The organism is Pseudomonas sp. JAI120, assembly GCF_014207255.1.
Lineage (GTDB): Bacteria > Pseudomonadota > Gammaproteobacteria > Pseudomonadales > Pseudomonadaceae > Aquipseudomonas.
Genome location: NZ_JACHCZ010000001.1, coordinates 978,477 through 992,831, shown reverse-complemented (window position 1 = coordinate 992,831; position 14,355 = coordinate 978,477). Strand labels below are relative to the sequence as shown.

The following is a 14,355-nucleotide window of genomic DNA, read 5'->3' as shown; positions in this document are numbered from 1 at the left end:
AAGCCTAGCGGGTTTTGCGTACCAAAGGACCTGTGAGGGATAACGGGTTTCAGCGCCCCTGCAATTAGGACTCAGCTGATATTGAGCCGATCCAACAAGCTGTACCAAGCCACCCCCGCACCAATGTAAAACCGCTGCAACCCGTGCATCGGCAAGCGTTGCAGCGGCGTGACCGGGTAGGAAAATTCAGCCTGGCTGTTGCACAACCGCCCGGCCAGTTGCTGCCCCAGGCTGGTACATAATGCGATACCGCGGCCATTGCAGCCCAGCGCCAAGGTCAGCCCCGGTGCCGGTTCGTGGACATGGGGCATGAAGTTCCGTGTGATTGCGATACGCCCGGCCCAGCGGTACTCAAACTCCAGCGGGCCCAATTGCGGAAAGAGCAGTGCCAGGGATCGCTCCAGGTGGGCAAAATCGGCCGGTGACGTGGGGTCGTTGAACAACCCGCGTCCGCCCATCAGTAAGCGTCCATGACTGTCTTTGCGAAAGTACAGCAGCAGCCGTTGTGCGGTGGACACGGTTTCCTGTCCCGGCAGGATGTTCTCTGCCGCTCGCCCACGCAGCGGTTTGGTGGCGACGATAAAACTGTTCGCCGCAAGGATGCTCTGCGCCATGCCCGGCCACAGGCTGCCGCTGTAGCCATTGGTGGCCAGCACCACTTGATCGGCCATCACCTGCGCACCACCAGCGGTCTGCAGTTGCCATCCCGGGCCCTGGCGCTGTAACCCTGTCACTGCGCTGTGACCGTGAATCCGAACACCCGCCGCCAACGCCGCGCCGACCAGCCCACGGGCATACGCCAGCGGCTGAATCGCCCCGGCGCGGCCATCCAGCCAGCCGCCGGCGAATGCCTCACTGCCCATGCGCGATGCCACCGCCACCGCATCCAGGCGCTGCACCGGCACGCCGCGCCGCGCCCATTGCTCGGCTCGCGCATGCAGGCCGGCCACGCCCTTTTGAGTGTACGACACCTGCATCCAGCCTTTGCGCACCGGCGCGCAATCAATGCCGTGCCTGTCGATCAACGTGAACACCAGGTCCGCCGAGTTCGACACTGTCGAGATCAACGGCTCGGCCTGCTCCGGCCCATACATCTGCACCAGTTGCTCCGGGTCGTACTTGAGCGTCGGGTTGACCTGCCCACCATTGCGTCCCGATGCGCCCCAGCCGGGCTCATTGGCTTCCAGCACGCACACGCTGACCCCGCGTTCGGCCAGATGCAGGGCTGTCGACAGGCCGGTATACCCTGCGCCGACAATCGCCACATCCACTTTCACCGACTCACCCAGCGCAGGCGTCGGCACCACGGAGGGCGCCGTCGCCGACCACAATGATTTCATGACAGGCTCCGCGTATTGCCAGTGGGGTGCAGCACGCGCCGCAGGAAGTCCTGGGTACGTGCATGCTGTGGATCGCCCAGCACCTGCTCGGCCGGGCCGCTCTCGACGATGTGCCCGCCATGCAGGAAGCACACGCGGTCGGCCACTTCGCGGGCAAAGCCCATTTCGTGGGTGACCACGATCATGGTCATGCCTTCGTCGGCCAGGGTGCGCATTACCGCCAGGACATCGCCCACCAGTTCCGGGTCGAGGGCCGAGGTGGGTTCGTCGAACAGCATGGCTTCAGGTTTCATCGCCAGAGCGCGGGCGATGGCTACGCGTTGCTGCTGGCCGCCGGAGAGCTGTTCGGGGTAGGCGTCGACCTTGGCGCTCAGGCCCACCTTGTCCAGCAACACGAGGGCCTCTTCGCGGGCCTGCTTGAGCGGTTCGCCTTTGACGTACACCGGACCTTCCATCACGTTTTCCAGCACGGTGCGGTGGGGGAACAGGTTGAAGCGCTGAAACACCATGCCCATGCGGCTGCGCAACACGTGCACGGTTTTGCTGCCGCGTTGCACGGTTTCGCCGAACACGTTGATGTGGCCGCCATCGTAGGCTTCCAGCGCGTTGATGCAGCGCAGCAGGGTGGATTTGCCCGAGCCCGAGGGGCCGATCAGGCACACCACTTCGCCCTTGGCCACGTCGAGGTCGACGCCGTGCAGGACGCGGTGGCTGCCGTAATGTTTTTGCAACTGACGAATCTCGATCATGCTTTTTTCCTCCGCCCCAAGTGCTGCTCCATACGACGCAGGCCATACACCAGCGGCAGGCTCATCAGCAGGTAGAGCAGGGCGACCAGGGTGTAGACGGTCATGTTCTGGAAGGTCGACGAGGCGATCAGTTGGCCTTGGCGGGTCATCTCGGCGACGGTGATGGTGGACACCAGGGACGAATCCTTGAGCATCATTACCAGGGTGTTGCCGTAGGGCGGCAGGGCGATGCGAAACGCCTGGGGCAGGATCACCCGGCGCATCATCAGCGCCGAGCGCATGCCCAGGGCTTCGGCGGCTTCACGCTGCCCCTGTTCCACGGCGATGATGCCGGTGCGGAAGTTCTCGGCCTGGTATGCCGAGTAGGCGATGCCCATGCCGATCACCCCGGCGTAGAACGCCGTGAGGTGTACGCCCATGTCCGGCAGCACGAAGTAGATGTAGAACAGCTGCACGATGATCGGCAGGCCACGGATCACGTTGATGATGGTGCTGGCCACCCATGACAGCGTGCGAATCGGCGACAGCTTGAGCAGCGCCAGCACCAGGCCGATCGCACTGCTGAGCAGGAACGACAGCGCGGTGATCTGGATCGTCACCCAGGCGCCCTGCAGCAGAATCGGCAGGAAGTCCTGGGCGTTTTGCAGGAACTCGGCCGGGTTCATGGGCGCACCTGGGTATCAAGTCCCCACTTCTTGAGGATGCTGTCCAGGGTGCCGTCGGCCTTGATGCTGGCGATGGCGGTGTTCAGGCGCCCGAGGGTTTGCGCATCGCCTTTGCGTACCACCAGGCAGACTTCGCCGACGTTGGTGGGCTGGTAGTCGGGGGCGAGCTTCACGCCTTTGAACAGTTTCTGGCGAATCTGGTAGGCCACCACCGGCTGGTCGCCGACCGCCGCCTTGATGCGCCCCAGGGACAGGTCGCGGACCATCTCGCCGATGGAGTCATAGGTGCGGATCTCCTTGAAGATCCCCAGCTTGTTCAGTTGGTCGTAGAACACCGTGCCGGCCTGTACGCCGACCACCTGATCCTTGAGCGGCGTGAGGTCGGGGTAGGCGGCGCTGTCGTCGGCATTGATGATCAGGCCCTCACCGTAGGCGTACACCGGGGCGCTGAAGTCGACGACCTTGGTGCGCTCTTCGGTCTTGAGCATGCCGGCGGAAATGAAGTCGAGCTTGCCGGAGGTGAGGGAGGGGATCAGCGCGGCGAAGTTGGTCTGTTCGATCTGGCTGGTAAAGCCGCCGGCCTTGCCCACGGCCTCGGCGACGTCGACCATCACGCCCTGGATGCTGTTGGTCTTGATATCGAGGAAGGTGAACGGCGACCCACTGGCGGTTGCACCGACTTTGTACGTGGACGCACTTTCTGCGTGCGCGGTGCTGACGCAGAGTGTGGCGCACACACCGAAGGCAAGGCGGCGAAACAAGGGCGAAAGACTGTTCATCGGGCTACTCCAGAAGGAAAACGGAAAGTCAGTACCGCGAGCGGTTGCCGATGAAATCGCAAGCTCTGTGCCATTTCGATTCAAATAAATCGAATTACGCTATATAAAATCGAAAAAATGAACCATTCGTATCGATATGCGATATTTTATGGTCTATTTTTGTTATTTGGGGTAGTAATATCGCCACGCCTGACCCACTTGATCGCGAGTCCTCCATGTCCGAAGAACGCAACAGTCTGCACAACCAATCCCTGGAAAAAGGCCTGTCGGTGCTCAAGGCATTCAGCGCCCAGCGCCGCAGCATGAGCCTTGCAGAGGTGGCCGAGGCCGCTGGCATGACCAAAAGCTCGGCCCAGCGCATGGTGTTTACCCTCGAAAGCCTGGGTTACCTTCGGAAACACTCCCGCACACGGCATTACCAACTCACCCCCCGGGTGCTGGAGTTGGGGTTCAGCTACCTGGATGCGCATTCACTGATCGAGGTGGCCAACCCGTTTCTGTCGGAACTGACCCGGCTGACCGGCGAGACCTCGTGCCTGACCGAGCCGGCGGGCTACGACATGACCTATATCGCGCGCTTTGTCAGCGCGGGTTTTGTACCGGTGCATATGCCGATCGGCTCGCGGGTGCCGATGTACTGTACGGCGTCGGGGAGGGCGTATTTGAGTGCATTGCCGCAGGAGGAGGCGTTGGCGCTGATCGAGCACAGCCAGCGGGTGGCACACACTAGCCAGACGTTGACGGACGTGGCGGGCATTCTGGAATCGTTGCAGCAGGTGCGCGAGCAGGGCTATGCGGTGAATGCCCAGGAGCTGTTCCTCGGCGACATGACCATCGGCGCGCCGGTGCTGGGCGCCAATGGCCGGCCGGTGGCGGCGGTGCATGTGGTGGCGCCGACCAGTCGGTGGAGCAGGGCGGATGCGGAGAAGCAGCTGGCGCCGGCGCTGTTGCAGTGCTCCAGGGCACTGAGCAACTCGGCGCGGAACCTGGAATAACCGGCAATGTAGATGCAAATGTGGGAGGGGGCCGGCCGCCGATGGCAGCGTGTCAGCGAGCAACTGCTTGCCGATCCACCGCTATCGGGGGCAAGCCCCCTCCCACATTCTGTTCGGTTCGCTATGGCCTGTCAGGCCACCGCATCCCAGGCCCGATCACCGTTCTCGTCTTTAATGCGAGTTGGCAGGCCCATTACGTCCAATGCCTTGAGGAACGGCTCAGCCGGCAGTTCCTCGACGTTGGCCATGTGTTTCACATCCCACTCGCCACGGGCTACCAGCAGCGCGGCGGCTACCGGTGGAACACCTGCGGTGTAGGAGATGCCCTGGCTGTCGGTTTCTACGTAGGCTTCTTCGTGATCCGCTACGTTGTAGATGAACATCTCGCGCGGCTGGCCGTCCTTGGTGCCTTTGACCAGGTCGCCGATGCAGGTCTTGCCGGTGTAGCCCGGGGCGAGCGAAGACGGGTCGGGCAGTACTGCCTTGACGACTTTCAACGGCACCACTTCCAGGCCTTCGGCGGTGGTGACCGGCTTCTCGGAGAGCAGGCCGAGGTTTTTCAGCACGGTGAACACGTTGATGTAGTGTTCGCCGAAGCTCATCCAGAAACGCACGTTGGGCACGTCGAGGTTTTTCGACAGCGAGTGCACTTCATCGTGGCCGGTGAGGTAGAGGTTCTGCGAACCCACGACCGGCAGGTCGTCGGTGCGTTTGACTTCGAACATGGTGTTGCTGGTCCACTGGCTGTTCTGCCAGCTCCACACCTGCCCGGTGAATTCGCGGAAGTTGATTTCCGGATCGAAATTGGTGGCGAAGTATTTGCCATGGGAGCCGGCATTGACGTCGAGGATGTCGATCGAATCAATGCGGTCGAAATGCTGTTGCTGCGCCAGCGCGGCATACGCGTTGACGACACCCGGGTCGAAGCCCACGCCAAGGATGGCGGTGATGTTCTTCTGTTTGCACTCTCCCAGGTGGTTCCATTCGTAGTTGCCGTACCACGGCGGGGTCTCGCAGACCTTGCCCGGCTCTTCGTGGATGGCGGTGTCGAGGTACGCAACGCCCGTGTCGATGCAGGCACGCAGTACCGACATGTTGAGGAACGCGGAACCCACGTTGATGACGATCTGCGATTCAGTCTCGCGGATCAGGGCCTTGGTCGCTTCCACGTCCAGGGCGTTCAGCGCGAAGGCTTGGATGTCGGCGGGAACCTTGAGGCTACCCTTGGCCTTGACGCTGTCGATGATGGCCTGGCATTTGGAGATGTTGCGCGACGCGATAGCAATACGACCGAGTTCGTCGTTGTGCTGCGCGCACTTGTGGGCCACCACCTTGGCGACACCTCCTGCACCAATGATAAGAACGTTCTTTTTCAATTGCTTTATTTCTCCTATATCCGCCAGCTTACGAAAGGCTGGACAGGTAGTCGTCGTAACCAAATTCACGAACCACTTCGACTGTACCGTCGAGTTGTTTCACTACGATGGACGGCATTTTCAGGCCGTTGAACCAATTTTTCTTGACCATGGTGTAGCCCGCGGTGTCGATGAACGACAGCCGATCGCCGATGGCCAGCGGACGATCAAATTGATACTCGCCGAAGATGTCCCCGGCCAGGCAGGATTTGCCGCACACCATGTAGGTGTGTTCACCCTCGCTCGGCGCCAGCTTGGCGTTGAGGCGGTAGATCAGCAGATCCAGCAGGTGAGCTTCGATGGAGCTGTCCACGACGGCGAGGTGTTTGCCGTTGTAGAGGGTGTCGAGCACGGTGACTTCCAGGGAAGCGCTGTTGGTGATCGCCGCTTCGCCGGGTTCCAGGTAGACCTGCACGTCGTACTTCTGCGAGAACGCCTTGAGACGCTGGCAGAAGGCGTCGATGGCATAGCCTTCACCGGTGAAGTGGATGCCGCCGCCGAGGCTGACCCAGTTGACCTTGTGCAGCAGCGCGCCGAAGCGTTCTTCGATGGTGTTCAGCATCTGGTCGAACAGGTTGAAGTCGCCGTTCTCGCAGTTGTTGTGGAACATGAAGCCGGAGATCTGTTCGATCACGCCTTCGATCTTCACCGGGTCCCATTCGCCCAGGCGGCTGAACGGACGCGCCGGGTCGGCCAGCAGGTAGTCGGAGCTGCTCACCTGCGGGTTGACGCGCAGGCCGCGGGTCTTGCCTTCGCTGCGTTCGGCAAAACGCTGCAGCTGGCTGATGGAGTTGAAGATGATCTTGTCGCAGTTATCAAGCATCTCTTCGATTTCGTCGTCGGCCCAGGCCACGCTGTAGGCGTGCGCCTCACCTTCGAACTTCTGGCGACCGAGCTTCAACTCATACAGCGACGACGAGGTAGTGCCGTCCATGTATTCCTGCATCAGGTCGAACACCGACCAGGTGGCAAAGCACTTGAGCGCCAGCAGGGCCTTGGCGCCGGACTGCTCGCGCACGTAAGCAATCTTCTGCATGTTGACCAGAAGCTTCTGTTTATCGATGAGGTAGTACGGCGTTTTGATCATTTTTGAGAGCCTGCGGTGGTGCCTGCCAAAAAAGGACACGCATTGTGCCCGCACTTGGATCGAATCGAAAGGTTAGCCGGCGGATTTTGCACGCCGGTTTTTCAAGCATAGCCCCGGAGTATGACTATCTAAGGATATGCACTGTCCCGGTGTGGGAGGGGGCTTGCTCCCGATAGCGGTGTGTCAGGCACCCTATTGGCGGGCTGATCCACCGCCATCGAGAGCAAGCCCCCTCCCACATTTTGGCCTGTGTGACTTTGCTTCACTGCCATCAAACCGTCATCTCCCCACCACCTTCCTGCCACATTCCGCCGTTACTGTCCTCGCCAATGAGATCGATCTCAAGCGAGTGACCATGACTGATTTGAAAGACGTCGCGCGACTGGCCGGCGTATCCCGCGCGACCGCCGCCCGCACTTTTGCCTCCCCCGACCAGGTGCGCCCGGCGACCCGTGAGCAGGTGTTCGCCGCCGCCCGTGAGTTGGGATTTAGGCCCAACCTGCTCGGGCGCCAACTGCGCCTGCAAACCACCCAGTTGATCGGCGTGGTAGTGCCCAACCTGCTCAACCCGGTGTTCGCCGAGCAGTTCCAGGCCATGGAGCGTGCCGCGCGGTTGCGTGGCTACAGCCTGGTGCTGGCGACCACCGACTACAGCAGCGAGCGCGAGTGCATTGTGGTGGAAGAACTGCTGCGCCAGCGCGTCGATGGCCTGGTGCTGACGGTCACCGATGCCGAAAGCAACAGCGTGCTCAGCAGCCTGAATACCGAAAAAACCCCGTTCGTGCTGGCCTATCACCAACCAAGCAACCCCAACTACAGCGCCGTGTCGGTGGACAACCGCGCGGGCATGGCCTTGGCCACGCGTTACCTGCTGGAGGCCGGTCATCGACGCATCAGCATGGTCGCCGGCCCCGCCTTGCAGTCCGACCGCGCACGCCTGCGCTACGCAGGTTATTGCGATGCGATGAAGGCACACGGCCTCAACAGCCGCGCGGTGATCGAAATGCCCGCGCATACCCAGGCCGACTTCGCCGCCATCCGGCCGTACCTCAACGGCCCCGACGCCCCCAGTGCGCTGGTGTGTTCCAACGATTTCCTGGCTATCAGCCTGATCGCCGAGCTGCGCCGCAATGCCTGGAATGTACCTGGGCAACTGTCGGTGATGGGCTTTGACGGCATCGCCCTCGGCACCCAGATGCACCCGACCTTGTGCAGCGTGGTGCAGCCCATCGCGCTGCTGGCCAGCACGGTGATCGACCAACTGCTGGCACAGATTGCCGGGAATGACCCGGTTTCCCATTGCCTGCCTTGCCATATCCGGCCGGGCGAAAGTACCCAACCGTTTGAGGAGTCCCTTGATGCGCGCATTCAGTAAAACCCTGGCAGCCGTGCTGCTGTGCGGTGTGGCCAGCCTGGCCCAGGCCGCCGACACGGCTATTTGCTACAACTGCCCGCCGGACTGGGCCGACTGGGGCACCCAGCTCAAGGCCATCGCCGCCGACACGGGTGTGCAGGTGCCGCTGGACAACAAGAACTCCGGCCAGTCCCTGGCGCAACTGGTGGCCGAAAAGGCCGCGCCGGTCGCGGACGTGGTGTATTACGGCGTGACCTTCGGCTTGCAGGCGCAAAAGGCCGGCGTGGTCGATGGCTACAAACCCAAGGGCTGGGAGCAGATCCCCGCCGGGTTGAAAGACCCCGCCGGCCAGTGGTTTGCGATCCACTCCGGCACCTTGGGCATCATGGTCAACGTCGATGCATTGGGTGGCCTGCCGGTGCCGCAAAGCTGGGCCGACCTGCTCAAGCCTGAATACAAAGGCATGGTCGGCTACCTGGACCCGTCCAGCGCCTTCGTCGGTTACGTCTCTGCCGTGGCGATCAACCGCGCAATGGGCGGCGACCTGGACAACTTTGCACCGGCCATCGACTACTTCCAGAAACTGGCGAAAAACGCGCCTATCGTGCCCAAGCAGACCGCTTATGCGCGGGTGCTGTCCGGCGAGTTGCCCATCCTGGTGGACTACGATTTCAACGCCTACCGCGCCCGCTACAAAGATAACGCCAACGTCGCCTTCGTGATTCCCACGGAAGGCAGCATCAGCGTGCCTTATGTGATGAGCCTGGTGGCCAACGCGCCGCACCGCGCCAATGGCGAGAAGGTGCTGGACTTCGTGCTGTCGGACCAAGGCCAGGCACTCTGGGCCAAGGCTTACTTGCGCCCGGTACGCCCGGTGACCATGCCGGCCGACGTCGCCGCGCAGTTCCTGCCCGACAGCGATTACGCCCGCGCCGGTGTGGTGGACTATCAGAAAATGGCCGCTGTGCAGGAAGCCTTCGCCGCCCGTTACCTGAACGAGGTCAAGTAAGTGGCTGCATCGGCAAAACAGGCGGCCTGGGCGCTGGCCCCGGCCTTTGCGGTGCTGTTCGCATTCTGGCTGTTGCCGCTGGCGCACTTGATGGTGCTCGGCGCCGAAAGCCGCGACAGCCACGGCAGCGGCTATTGGCAGGTGCTCAGTAGCGCGCAGTATCTGGGCAGCCTGGCGCAGACCTGCGTGCTGGCCATCGTCGTGACGTTCACCGCGTTGTTGATCGGCGGCATCAGCGGCGTGTTCCTTGCGCGCCAGCAGTTTTTCGGGCGTTCGGCGTTGGTGGCCTTGCTCACGTTTCCCCTGGCGTTTCCGGGGGTGGTGGTGGGCTTCCTGGTGATCCTGTTGGCCGGGCGCCAGGGGCTGCTGGCGTCACTGGGCCTGCAGTTGGCCGGTGAGCGCTGGATCTTTGCCTACTCGCTGGCCGGGCTGTTTGTCGGCTACCTGTACTTCTCGATTCCCCGGGTGATCCTCACGGTGATGGCCGCGTGCGAAAGCCTCGACCGCAGCCTGGAAGAGGCCGCGCATTCGCTGGGAGCAGGGCACTGGCGGGTGGTCTGCGACGTGATCGTGCCGGGCCTGGCGCCGGCGTTGGCGTCCTGCGGCGCGATCTGCTTCGCCACGTCCATGGGCGCCTTCGGCACCGCGTTCACCTTGGGCACGCGCCTGAATGTAACGCCGGTGGCGATCTACAATGTATTCACCAACTACGCCAACTTTGCCGTCGCCGCCGCGTTGTCGGTGGTGCTCGGCGCGCTGACCTGGGCGGTGCTGTTGCTCACGCGACGCCTGGTGAAAAATGCGGGGACTGTCTTGTGAAGCGCTCATCGCTGTTTGTGGTTCAACTGCTGTTCACCTTGCTGGTGTGCGCGTTCATGTTGGTGCCGGTGCTGATGTCGTTGCTGGCCGGGTTGACGCGCAATTTCTTCGTCGGCCTGTCCAGCGGCCTGACCTTCGACTGGCTGATCCAGGTATGGCAGGCCTATTCGCCCACCGTATGGCTGTCGTTGCAACTGGCGCTGGCGTGCGCGGTGTGTGTCTGCGTGATCGGCGTGCCGGCGGCGTATGCGCTGGTGCGCATGAACAACCGCTTCAGCCGTGCCTTCGAAGAACTGATGGTGTTGCCGGTGGCGATGCCGGGACTGGCCAGTGCGCTGGCGTTGCTGCTCACCTACGGCCAGTTCGGCACGTTTCGCAGCAGCTGGTTGTTCATCCTGGTGGGCCATGTGTTGTTCACCTTGCCGTTCCTGGCACGTCCGGTGATGGCGGTGATGCAACGCCAGCAACTGCCGGTGCTGGAAGAGGCGGCGGCCAGTCTGGGCGCCGGGCCGATCAAGCGCTTTTTCAGCGTGGTGGTGCCCAACTGCCGGGCGGGGATTCTGGCCGGCGTGCTGATGGTGGTGACCTTGTCGTTGGGCGAATTCAACCTGACCTGGATGCTCCACACACCCATGACCAAGACATTGCCCGTGGGCCTGGCCGACAGCTACGCCTCGGCGCGCCTGGAAATCGCCAGCGCCTACACCCTTATCTTTTTGCTGATGATCGTGCCGCTGCTGATTGCGTTGCAGGCCATCAGCGCTCGTTTGTCCCGTGGAGAGCGTCGATGACCGCTATCACTATCCGCCTGCAAGGCTGTCGCAAGGCGTTCGCCGATGGCACCGTGGCTGTGCATGACCTGAACCTGACCGTCGAAGGCGGTGAAACCCTGGCGATCCTCGGCCCGTCCGGCTGCGGCAAGACCACCACCTTGCGCCTGATTGCCGGCCTGGAACGCCCGGATGTGGGCCAGGTTTTTTTCGGCACCGACGACGTCACCCGCCTGCCCATCGAGCGCCGCGACGTGGGCATGGTGTTCCAGAACTACGCGCTGTTTCCCAACCTCGATGTGGCCGGCAATATCGTCTACGGCTTGAAGATTCGCGGCATGGCGCCGCTGGCGCGGAACAAGCGTTGCGAGGAACTGCTGGAGCTGGTGGGCCTGCAAAATCACGGCAAGCGCAGCATCCACGAATTGTCCGGTGGCCAGCGTCAACGCGTGGCCTTGGCCCGTGCCTTGGCGCCGCGCCCCAAAGTGCTGTTGCTGGATGAACCGCTGGCGGCCCTCGATGCGCAATTGCGCGAACGCTTGCGCAGCGAATTGAATGAACTGCTGCGCGGCCTCGGTATCACCTCGGTATTTGTCACCCACGATCAGGGCGAAGCCATGGCCCTGGGCGATCGTATCCTGGTGATGGAGCACGGCCGCGTCGCGCAACTGGCCAGCCCACGGGAGATCTACCAGAAACCGGCCAATGCGTTCGTCGCCGGTTTTGTCGGCAACCTCAATGCCTTTGCCGTCAGCTCGCGAACCGCCCATGGCCTGAAAGTCTGCGGCGGCGAGTTGCCGTGGCAGGCCGCCGACGTGCCCAACACCGTGTACTGCCGCCCCGAACACCTGCGGGTGATGGAGAGCGAAGGGCACTTGCACGGCCATCTATTGGCGCAGTTTTTCCAGGGCGCCCAAAGCCGCCTGCTGGTGGACGTAGGCGGCCCGCAACCGCTGCTGGTGGACAGCAGCGACAACCACCTGTACGCCGTCGGCGCGCCGATTGCCCTGGCGATTGCGCCGCAAATGTTGTTCACCCTGAATGCGTGAGAGTTTGCTTGTGAATCGTCCGTTTCTTGTTGCGCAAATCAGCGACCTGCACCTTAAAGCCGGCCAGCGCCTGACGTATGGGGTGGTGGATACCTTGGGCGCGCTGCGCCGTGCCGTCGACCATTTGAACGCCAGCCAACCCCGGCCCGATATCGTGGTGGTCAGCGGTGACCTGGTGGACTTCGGTCGCGCCGATGAATACGCCGTGCTGCACCCTGAACTCGCGCGCCTGCACATGCCGTGCTACCTGGTGCCGGGCAACCACGACACACGCGCTCCGTTGCTCGAGGCATTCCGTGATCACGCCTATTTGCCGTTGTCGGCAGAGGGGCCGTTGGACTGGGTGGTGGACGAGCATCCGCTGCGTTTGATCGGCCTGGACTCGACTATCCCGGGAGGGCACGGCGGCCAGCTACTGGACAGCCAATTGCACTGGTTGGACGCGCAACTGGCACGACGGCCGGACGCGCCCACGTTGCTGATCCTGCACCATCCGCCGTTTATCAGCGGCATCGGCCATATGGACCGCGAAGCCTTTATCAACGCCGCCGCACTGGAGCGCGTCGTGGCGCGCCACCCGCAAGTGGAACGCCTGCTGTGCGGGCACCTGCACCGGCCGATGCAGCGACGCTTTGGCGGCAGCTTGAGTTGTGTGTGCCCCGGCACCTCCCATCAGATTGTGCTGGACCTGCAAGACGCCGCGCCCGCGCATTTCAACCTGGAACCGGCGGGGTATTTGTTGCATCGCTGGGATGCGCAACACGGCTTGATCAGCCACAACGGTGTGTTCGGGGATTACCCTGGACCGTATCCGTTTTATGACGCTCATGGATTGATTGACTGAGGTTTACGGAGGTTTCACTTCACTCAACTAGCTAACAACTAAGCAACTGAACAACCGTTAACGCCCCGGTCAACGTCACGTTTGGCCGACGGCATCCTGCTGCCCATTTTTTGCGCCCGGAACTTGGATTCCGCGCCGGAGTTCGTCCTGATGAAAGCCACGTTGAATGTATTAACTGTATTGACCGGCGGCCTGGGCATTGCCCTGAGCCCCTTGGCGTCTGCTGACTTTTTGAGCGACAGCAAAGCCAACTTGAGCATGCGTAACTTCTACTTCAATAACGACAACCGCGACGGCACGGCGGCACCGTCGAAGACCGAAGAGTGGGGCCAGGCCTTTATCCTCAACTACCAGTCGGGCTTCACCGACGGCACCGTCGGCTTTGGCCTGGACGCCATCGGTATGCTCGGCGTGACCCTCGACAGCAGCGCCGCGCGCCATGTCGGCAGCTCGATGATCCCCACCGAAGACGGCAAGGCCACGGACAACTGGGCCCGTGGCGGTGCCACCGCCAAGGCGCGCTTTGCCAAGACCGAAGCGCGCTACGGCTACCAGCGCCCGAACCTGCCGATCCTGGTGAGCAACGACGGCCGCCTGTTGCCGCAGTCGTTCGAAGGCGGGCAAGTCACCAGCAAGGACATCGACAACCTGACCCTGGTCGGCGGCCAGCTTGAGCACACCACCGGTCGCGGCTCCAGCGACCGCAGTGGCCTGGCAGCGGCGGGCGGTACCCAGGAAAGCAATAAATTCACCTACGCCGGTGCGGACTACCAGCTGACCAAGGACCTGATGGTCCAGTACTACTACGCCAACCTCGAAGACTATTACCAACAACACTTCGCTGGACTGATACATGTATTGCCGCTGGGCGAATACGGCTCATTGAAAACCGACCTGCGCTACTTCAATACCCGCTCCGACGGCAAAAACAGCAGTGCTGCCGGCCGTGCCGAAGGCTACAAGCTCGGCGGCTATACCAAGAACGGCAACGGTGAAATCGACAACAACACCTGGAGCGCTGCGTTCATCTACTCCCTGGGTCCGCACGCGATCACCGCCGGCTACCAGCAAGTCTCGGACGACAGCAACTTCGCCCAACTCAACCAGGGCGGCCTGGTGAACAAAGGCGAGGGCGGTGCCAGCCTGTATCTCTACACCGACCGTACCGTGCAGACCTTCATCCAGGCCGGCGAACGCACCGCCTTTGCCCAGTACGCCTACGACTTCGCGTCGCTGGGTGTACCGGGCCTTAAGGCCTCGGTGATGTACCTCAAGGGCGAGCACATCCTCACCACCAGCGGCAACGATGCCAGCGAGTGGGAGCGGGACATCTCGTTGGATTACGTGGTGCAGAGCGGCACATTCAAGAACGTCGGGTTCGGCTGGCGTAACGGCGTGTCACGCAGTGAAGTGGCGCGGGACCAGGACCAGAATCGGGTGTTTGTGAGTTATTCGATTCCGTTGATGTAGTACCGCTGAG

14 protein-coding genes are annotated in these 14,355 nt (G+C 62.3%); 8 read left to right on the top strand and 6 right to left on the bottom strand.

The features are described 5' to 3' along the window. Nucleotides 1-71 precede the first annotated feature (71 nt). From HDC32_RS04515 to HDC32_RS04500, 4 genes are read right to left on the bottom strand one after another with little or no spacing between them, the layout of a single operon-like run. Nucleotides 72-1,340, bottom strand: coding sequence for an FAD-binding oxidoreductase (locus HDC32_RS04515; RefSeq protein WP_184742708.1), 1,269 nt, complete (start codon nt 1,338-1,340; stop codon nt 72-74). After that, nucleotides 1,337-2,089: an amino acid ABC transporter ATP-binding protein gene (locus tag HDC32_RS04510; RefSeq protein ID WP_184742706.1), complete on the bottom strand. Its 753-nt coding sequence runs from the start codon at nt 2,087-2,089 to the stop codon at nt 1,337-1,339. The genes HDC32_RS04515 and HDC32_RS04510 overlap by 4 nt, the downstream gene beginning before the upstream one ends. Next, nucleotides 2,086-2,754: an ectoine/hydroxyectoine ABC transporter permease subunit EhuD gene (gene ehuD / locus HDC32_RS04505; RefSeq protein ID WP_184742704.1), complete on the bottom strand. Its 669-nt coding sequence runs from the start codon at nt 2,752-2,754 to the stop codon at nt 2,086-2,088. The genes HDC32_RS04510 and ehuD overlap by 4 nt, the downstream gene beginning before the upstream one ends. Then, nucleotides 2,751-3,533, bottom strand: coding sequence for an ABC transporter substrate-binding protein (locus HDC32_RS04500; RefSeq protein WP_184742702.1), 783 nt, complete (start codon nt 3,531-3,533; stop codon nt 2,751-2,753). The genes ehuD and HDC32_RS04500 overlap by 4 nt, the downstream gene beginning before the upstream one ends. A gap of 215 nt (nt 3,534-3,748) precedes the next feature. On the opposite strand from HDC32_RS04500, the gene HDC32_RS04495 reads away from it, so the two are divergent. Then, a complete protein-coding gene (locus HDC32_RS04495) occupies nt 3,749-4,528 on the top strand; it encodes an IclR family transcriptional regulator (RefSeq protein WP_027607245.1) in 780 nt (259 codons plus the stop codon). A 131-nt stretch (nt 4,529-4,659) separates the two neighbouring features. On the opposite strand, the gene HDC32_RS04490 is transcribed toward HDC32_RS04495, so the two are convergent. Continuing rightward, nucleotides 4,660-5,904 carry a saccharopine dehydrogenase family protein gene (locus HDC32_RS04490; RefSeq protein WP_184742700.1) on the bottom strand — a complete coding sequence of 415 codons (1,245 nt, stop codon included), beginning with the start codon at nt 5,902-5,904 and terminating at the stop codon, nt 4,660-4,662. 28 nt (nt 5,905-5,932) lie between these two features. Then, nucleotides 5,933-7,030 (bottom strand): carboxynorspermidine decarboxylase, encoded by a 1,098-nt coding sequence (locus tag HDC32_RS04485; protein WP_141155330.1) that lies wholly within the window; start codon nt 7,028-7,030, stop codon nt 5,933-5,935. A gap of 355 nt (nt 7,031-7,385) precedes the next feature. On the opposite strand from HDC32_RS04485, the gene HDC32_RS04480 reads away from it, so the two are divergent. The 7 genes from HDC32_RS04480 to HDC32_RS04450 all read left to right on the top strand — a co-directional run bounded on the left by HDC32_RS04480 (nt 7,386) and on the right by HDC32_RS04450 (nt 14,345). After that, nucleotides 7,386-8,405 (top strand): LacI family DNA-binding transcriptional regulator, encoded by a 1,020-nt coding sequence (locus HDC32_RS04480; RefSeq protein ID WP_184742698.1) that lies wholly within the window; start codon nt 7,386-7,388, stop codon nt 8,403-8,405. Beyond that, complete coding sequence (locus HDC32_RS04475; RefSeq protein ID WP_184742696.1) at nt 8,389-9,393, top strand: ABC transporter substrate-binding protein; 1,005 nt, start codon at nt 8,389-8,391, stop codon at nt 9,391-9,393. The genes HDC32_RS04480 and HDC32_RS04475 overlap by 17 nt, the downstream gene beginning before the upstream one ends. Next, nucleotides 9,394-10,212 (top strand): iron ABC transporter permease, encoded by an 819-nt coding sequence (locus HDC32_RS04470; protein WP_131699896.1) that lies wholly within the window; start codon nt 9,394-9,396, stop codon nt 10,210-10,212. Continuing rightward, on the top strand, nt 10,209-11,003 hold the full coding sequence (locus HDC32_RS04465) for an ABC transporter permease subunit (RefSeq protein ID WP_184742694.1): 795 nt from the start codon (nt 10,209-10,211) through the stop codon (nt 11,001-11,003). The genes HDC32_RS04470 and HDC32_RS04465 overlap by 4 nt, the downstream gene beginning before the upstream one ends. Beyond that, nucleotides 11,000-12,031 (top strand): ABC transporter ATP-binding protein, encoded by a 1,032-nt coding sequence (locus tag HDC32_RS04460; RefSeq protein ID WP_184742692.1) that lies wholly within the window; start codon nt 11,000-11,002, stop codon nt 12,029-12,031. Before HDC32_RS04465 ends, HDC32_RS04460 begins: the two co-directional genes overlap by 4 nt. Nucleotides 12,032-12,041: 10 nt before the next feature. After that, nucleotides 12,042-12,875: a phosphodiesterase gene (locus HDC32_RS04455; protein WP_145338453.1), complete on the top strand. Its 834-nt coding sequence runs from the start codon at nt 12,042-12,044 to the stop codon at nt 12,873-12,875. A gap of 150 nt (nt 12,876-13,025) precedes the next feature. Next, entirely contained in the window at nt 13,026-14,345 is a 1,320-nt protein-coding gene (locus HDC32_RS04450; RefSeq protein WP_184742690.1) for an OprD family porin, read from the top strand. Nucleotides 14,346-14,355: the final 10 nt, after the last annotated feature.

Bases quoted from the DNA above. Each gene is read 5' to 3' on its own strand.
- ehuD (WP_184742704.1), bottom strand. From the start codon at position 2,754: ATGAACCCGGCCGAGTTCCTGCAAAACGCCCAGGACTTCCTGCCGATT.
- HDC32_RS04495 (WP_027607245.1), top strand. From the start codon at position 3,749: ATGTCCGAAGAACGCAACAGTCTGCACAACCAATCCCTGGAAAAAGGC.
- HDC32_RS04485 (WP_141155330.1), bottom strand. From the start codon at position 7,030: ATGATCAAAACGCCGTACTACCTCATCGATAAACAGAAGCTTCTGGTC.
- HDC32_RS04475 (WP_184742696.1), top strand. From the start codon at position 8,389: ATGCGCGCATTCAGTAAAACCCTGGCAGCCGTGCTGCTGTGCGGTGTG.
- HDC32_RS04500 (WP_184742702.1), bottom strand. From the start codon at position 3,533: ATGAACAGTCTTTCGCCCTTGTTTCGCCGCCTTGCCTTCGGTGTGTGC.
- HDC32_RS04515 (WP_184742708.1), bottom strand. From the start codon at position 1,340: ATGAAATCATTGTGGTCGGCGACGGCGCCCTCCGTGGTGCCGACGCCT.
- HDC32_RS04480 (WP_184742698.1), top strand. From the start codon at position 7,386: ATGACTGATTTGAAAGACGTCGCGCGACTGGCCGGCGTATCCCGCGCG.
- HDC32_RS04510 (WP_184742706.1), bottom strand. From the start codon at position 2,089: ATGATCGAGATTCGTCAGTTGCAAAAACATTACGGCAGCCACCGCGTC.
- HDC32_RS04460 (WP_184742692.1), top strand. From the start codon at position 11,000: ATGACCGCTATCACTATCCGCCTGCAAGGCTGTCGCAAGGCGTTCGCC.
- HDC32_RS04450 (WP_184742690.1), top strand. From the start codon at position 13,026: ATGAAAGCCACGTTGAATGTATTAACTGTATTGACCGGCGGCCTGGGC.